The sequence below is a fragment of the Streptomyces sp. NPDC002309 genome (genome assembly GCF_053593375.1).
This window is the reverse complement of the sequence record NZ_JBSFCI010000093.1, coordinates 1-5589: the sequence shown is the minus strand read 5'-3', so window position 1 is coordinate 5589 and position 5589 is coordinate 1. Positions and strand designations below refer to the sequence as shown.

The following is a 5589-nucleotide window of genomic DNA, read 5'->3' as shown; positions in this document are numbered from 1 at the left end:
GCTCTTCCAGGTGATGCTCGCTCTGCAGAACACCACCCACGCCGAACTCGACCTGCCCGGTATCCACACCGAACCCCTGCCCACCGGCGAACCGGTGGCCAAGTTCGACCTGTCCTTCACTCTGGCCGAGACCTTCCACACGGCCACCAGCACCGGCACCCGCACCCGCACCGGCACCGACATCCGCACCGACGCCGGCATCGGAAGTCGCTCCGCTGGTCTGTACGGCTGTATCGACTACGCGCTCGACTTGTTCGACCGCGAGACGGTGGAGAACCTGGCCGAACGCTTCGTGCGCGTCCTGGACACCGTCACCACCGACCCCGGCCAGCACATCAGTGCCATCGAGGTGCTCGACCCGGCGGAGCGGGATCGGATCCTGGTGGAGTGGAACGACACTGCCCGGGAGGTGCCCGCGGCGACGTTGCCGGAGCTGTTCCAGGCTCAGGCCGCACGTACTCCCGACGCGACCGCGGTCATCTTCGCCGGCATCGAGGTGACCTACGCGGAGCTCAATGAGCGTGCCAACCGTGTGGCCCGGCTTCTGATCGGTCGGGGAGTGGGGCCGGAGTCGTTGGTGGCGGTCATGCTGCATCGCTCCGTGGATCTGGTCGTCGCTCTTCTTGCGGTGACCAAGGCGGGCGGTGCCTATCTGCCGGTGGACCCGGATTATCCGGCCGAGCGGATCGCTTACGTTCTCAGGGATGCCCAGCCGGTTCTGGTGCTGACCAGCTCGGACCTGGTTCTTCGTCTTTCCGGTGGGGAGTTGTCGTGTCTGGCTGTCGATGACCCGGGCACCACGACCGCGCTCGAGGGCTTCGACGGGACTGATCTCTCGGATGCTGAGCGTTGTGCCGTGTTGCTGCCTGCCCATCCCGCGTACGTCATCTACACCTCTGGTTCGACGGGGCAGCCGAAGGGTGTGGCTGTCACCCACCAGGGGCTGCCGAGCCTGAGTGCGGTGCAGGCGGAGGATTTCGCGATCACGGCTGGTAGCCGGGTGCTGCAGTTCGCTTCGGCGAGCTTCGACGCGGCGGTGTGGGAGACGGTGATGGCGTTGTGCAACGGGGCCTGCCTCGTCTCTGCCGCATCGCACGACCTGCTGCCGGGTCAGGCGCTCGTCCGCCTGGTCGCGGAGCGGTCGGTCACCCATGCACTGCTACCCCCTGCCGCACTGTCACTCCTGGAGCCGGACACCCTGCCGTCGATCACGACCCTGATCACCGGCGGTGAGGCCCTCAGCGAGAATCTCGTTGCCCGTTGGGCTGACGGCCGTCGTCTCATCAACGCTTACGGACCGACGGAATCCACTGTCTGTGCCACCCTCACCAGCCCCCTGTCCACCGGCGGACACGGCACCCCGCACATCGGCACACCCGTTCCCAACACGCGGGCTTATGTGCTGGACACGGCGCTGCGACCGGTTCCGGTGGGTGTCGCAGGGGAGTTGTACCTCGCGGGCGCGGGTCTGGCCCGCGGCTACCTTGCCCGGCCGGGGCTGACCGCGCAGCGGTTCGTCGCGAGTCTCTTCGGGGGACCGGGTGAGCGGATGTATCGCACCGGCGACCTGGTCCGGTGGAACGCCAACGGTCGGCTCGAATACCTCGGGCGCACCGACGATCAGGTGAAGGTGCGGGGGTTCCGCATCGAGTTGGGTGAGGTGGAGGCCGCGCTGCTCGCCCTTCCGGGTGTTGTCCAGTCGGCGGTGGTGGTGCGTGAGGACCGTCCCGGTGACAGGCGTCTGGTCGGCTATCTCGTGTCCGGCGCCGGCCACAGGGGCGCCGTGGACATCGCCGCCCTGCGCGCCCGTCTCGGCGCGTTGTTGCCGGAGTACATGGTGCCGTCGGCTCTGGTGGTGCTGGATGTGCTGCCGTTGACGGTGAACGGGAAGCTGGACCGCAAGGCCCTGCCTGCTCCGGACTACCAGGCGGCCGGTAGTGTCCGGGGGCCGTCCACGGTGCAGGAGGAGATCCTGTGCACCGTGTTCGCCGAGGTCCTGGGCCTGCCCCAGGTCGGCGTGGACGACAACTTCTTCGAGCTGGGCGGCCACTCACTGCTCGCGGTGCGGGTGGTGGAGCTGCTGCGTGCCCGGGGGATGTCGGTCGATGTGCGGTCGTTGTTCGCGGCGCCCACGGCTGCCGGACTGGCCGCCTCGGACGGCCGGGCCGAGGTGGCGGTGCCGGAGAACCGGATTCCGGACAACGCCTCGACCCTTTCACCCGACATGCTTCCTCTGGTGGATCTGACCCAAGGGGAGATCGACCGGATCGTGTCCCGGGTTCCCGGCGGAGCGGGCAACGTGGCGGATGTGTACCCGCTGGCCCCGCTGCAGGAAGGGATCCTCTTCCACCACCTGATGGGTGACTCCGGTGGCGGGACCGATGTGTATGTGTTGCCCGTGCTGTTGGGGTTCGACTCACGCCACCGGCTGGACGGGTTCGTGGACGCGCTGCAGAGGGTCGTCGACCGGCATGACATCCTGCGGACCGCCGTCCTTTGGGAAGGACTTCGCGAACCGGTCCAAGTGGTGCTGCGCCGTGCGGCGATCCCGGTGCAGAGCGTCGGCTTGCCCGAGGGGCCTGACGACGAGGTGACGGGCCGGATGCTGGCCGCGTGTCCTGGATCGATGGACATCTCCGAGGCGCCGTTGCTCCGCGTCTACACGGCGGCCGACCCTGTGAACGGTCAGTGGCTCGCGCTCGTTCAGGCCCATCACCTGATCGCGGACCACACCACTCTGGACGTGCTGCTGGAGGAGGTGCGCTCGTTCGTCGAGGGCAGGGAGGACACCCTGCCCGCGCCCATGCCGTTCCGGAACTTCGTCGCCCAGGCTCGCCTGCGGGTGGCGGAGGAGGAACACCAGAGCTACTTCTCCGCCCTGCTGGGGGACGTGACCGAGCCGACCGCGCCGTTCGGCCTGCTCGACGTCCGCCGCGACGGCACCGGCGTCTCGGAGTTCCGCCGTGTGATGGATGCGGAACTCGCGCGGCGACTGCGGGATCAATCACGCCGGCTGGGCGTGAGCCCGGCCACGGTCCTGCACGTGGTGTGGGCGCGGGTACTGGCGGCCTCCGCGGGCCGGGACGACATCGTCTTCGGTACCGTCCTGTTCGGCCGTATGGCCGCCGGAAACGGCGCGGACCGCGTTCTGGGTCTGTTCATCAACTCCCTGCCGGTACGCGTGCAGACTCACGGCGCGCAGGTGCTGGACACCGTCCGGTCGGTGCAGAACCAGCTGGCGGACCTGCTCGTCCACGAACACGCCCCATTGAAGCTGGCCCGGCAAGCGAGCGGTATCAAGGCGGACACTCCGCTCTTCACCTCCCTGTTCAATTACCGGCACTCCAGGAGCGCCGAGTCAGCGACGGACAGCGGCCTTGACGGCGTGTCCCTGCTGTACGAACAGGAGCGGACGAACTACCCGATCGGGCTGAACGTCGACGACACCGGTGACGGATTCACCGTCACGGTGCAGGTCGCGGAACCCGTCTCGGGCGAAGCACTGTGCGCCATGATCCATACCGCCGCCGAAGGCGTCGTCACCGCACTGGAAACAGCGCCGAATCAGCACATCAGTGCCATCGAGGTTCTCGACCCGGTGGAGCGGGATCGGATCCTGGTGGAGTGGAACGACACTGCCCGGGAGGTGCCCGCGGCGACGTTGCCGGAGCTGTTCCAGGCTCAGGCCGTACGTACTCCCGACGCGACGGCGGTCGTCTTCGAGGATGTGGAACTGACGTATGCGGAGCTCAATGAGCGTGCGAACCGTCTTGCTCGGCTTCTGATCGGTCGCGGGGTGGGGCCGGAGTCGTTGGTGGCGGTCATGCTGCATCGCTCCGTGGATCTGGTCGTCGCTCTTCTTGCGGTGACCAAGGCGGGCGGTGCCTATCTGCCGGTGGACCCGGATTATCCGGCCGAGCGGATCGCGTACGTTCTCAGGGATGCCCAGCCGGTTCTGGTGCTCACCAGCACGGACCTGGCCTTCCGCCTCACCGGTGGGGAGTTGTCGTGTCTGGCCGTCGATGACCCGGGCACCACGACCGCGCTCGAGGGCTTCGACGAGACCGACCTCACGGACTCCGAGCGTTGTGCCGTGTTGCTGCCCGCCCATCCCGCCTACGTGATCTACACCTCTGGTTCGACGGGGCAGCCGAAGGGTGTGGCTGTCACCCACCAGGGGTTGCCGAGCCTGAGTGCGGTGCAGGCGGAGGATTTCGCGATCACGGCCGGCAGTCGAGTGCTGCAGTTCGCTTCGGCGAGCTTCGATGCGGCGGTGTGGGAGACGGTGATGGCGTTGTGCAACGGGGCCTGTCTCGTTTCTGCCGCGTCGCATGACCTGCTGCCGGGTCAGGCGCTCGTCCGTCTGGTCGCGGAGCGGTCGGTCACACACGCCACCCTGCCTCCTGCGGCACTGTCACTCCTCGAGCCGGACAGCCTGCCGTCGATCAGGACCCTCATCACGGCCGGCGAGGCCCTCAGCCAGAACCTGGTCAGCCATTGGGCTGACGGCCGTCGTCTCGTCAACGCTTACGGACCGACGGAATCCACTGTCTGTGCCACCATGACCAGCCCCCTGTCCGCCGGCGGACACGGCACCCCGCACATCGGCACACCCATCGCCAATACGCGGGTCTATGTGCTGGACGCGGCGCTGCGACCGGTCCCGGTGGGTGTCGCGGGTGAGTTGTACCTCGCGGGCGCGGGTCTGGCGCGGGGGTATCTGGGTCGGGCGGGGTTGACGGCGCAGCGGTTCGTCGCGAGTCCCTTCGGGGGTCCGGGTGAGCGGATGTATCGCACGGGCGACCTGGTGAAGTGGCGGCCGGACGGTGTTCTGGACTTTCTGGGTCGTACGGATGACCAGGTGAAGGTGCGTGGGTTCCGTATCGAGTTGGGTGAGGTCGAGGCCGCGCTGCTCGCCCTTCCGGGCGTGTCCCAGGCAGTGGTGATGGTGCGTGAGGACCGTCCTGGTGACAGGCGTCTGGTCGGCTATCTCGTTTCCAACGGTGGTAGCACTGCTCAGGTGGACACTGCCGTGCTGCGTGTGCAGTTGGGTGCGGTGTTGCCGGAGTACATGGTGCCGTCCGCTTTGGTGGTGCTGGATGTGCTGCCGTTGACGGTGAACGGGAAGCTGGACCGCAAGGCCCTGCCTGCTCCGGACTACCAGGCGGCCGGCAGTGTCCGGGGGCCGGCGTCGGTGCAGGAGGAGATCCTGTGCACCGTGTTCGCCGAGGTGCTGGGCGTGCCCCAGGTCGGTGTGGACGACAACTTCTTCGAGCTGGGCGGCCACTCACTGCTCGCGGTGCAGCTGACCAACAGGATCCGGACGGACCTGGGGGTGGAAGTCGCGATGCGGGCGGTGTTCGAAGCACCGACCGTGGCGGGACTCGCGCGCCGGCTGCCGGAATCGGGCACGGCACGCCCCGCGCTGGTGGCGATGGCCCGGCCCAAGGCGGTGCCCGTCTCGTTCGCGCAGCAGCGGTTGTGGTTCCTGGGGGAGTTGGAGGGGCCGTCGGCGACGTACAACATTCCGGTGGCTCTGCGGTTGAGTGGTGATCTGGACGTCGGGGCGTTGCGGTTGGCGCTGGGTGA

At 67.9% G+C, this 5589-nt stretch carries 1 protein-coding gene and 1 pseudogene; one reads left to right on the top strand and one right to left on the bottom strand.

Annotated elements, in window-relative coordinates; translation table 11 throughout:
* A pseudogene (locus tag ACWCPM_RS34480) lies at nucleotides 1-334 on the bottom strand (hypothetical protein); the annotation flags it as partial.
* A 15-nt stretch (nucleotides 335-349) separates the two neighbouring features.
* Between ACWCPM_RS34480 and ACWCPM_RS34475 the strand changes: the two are divergent.
* On the top strand, nucleotides 350-5589 hold a 5240-nt coding region (locus ACWCPM_RS34475; protein WP_450980208.1), incomplete at its 3' end, for an amino acid adenylation domain-containing protein.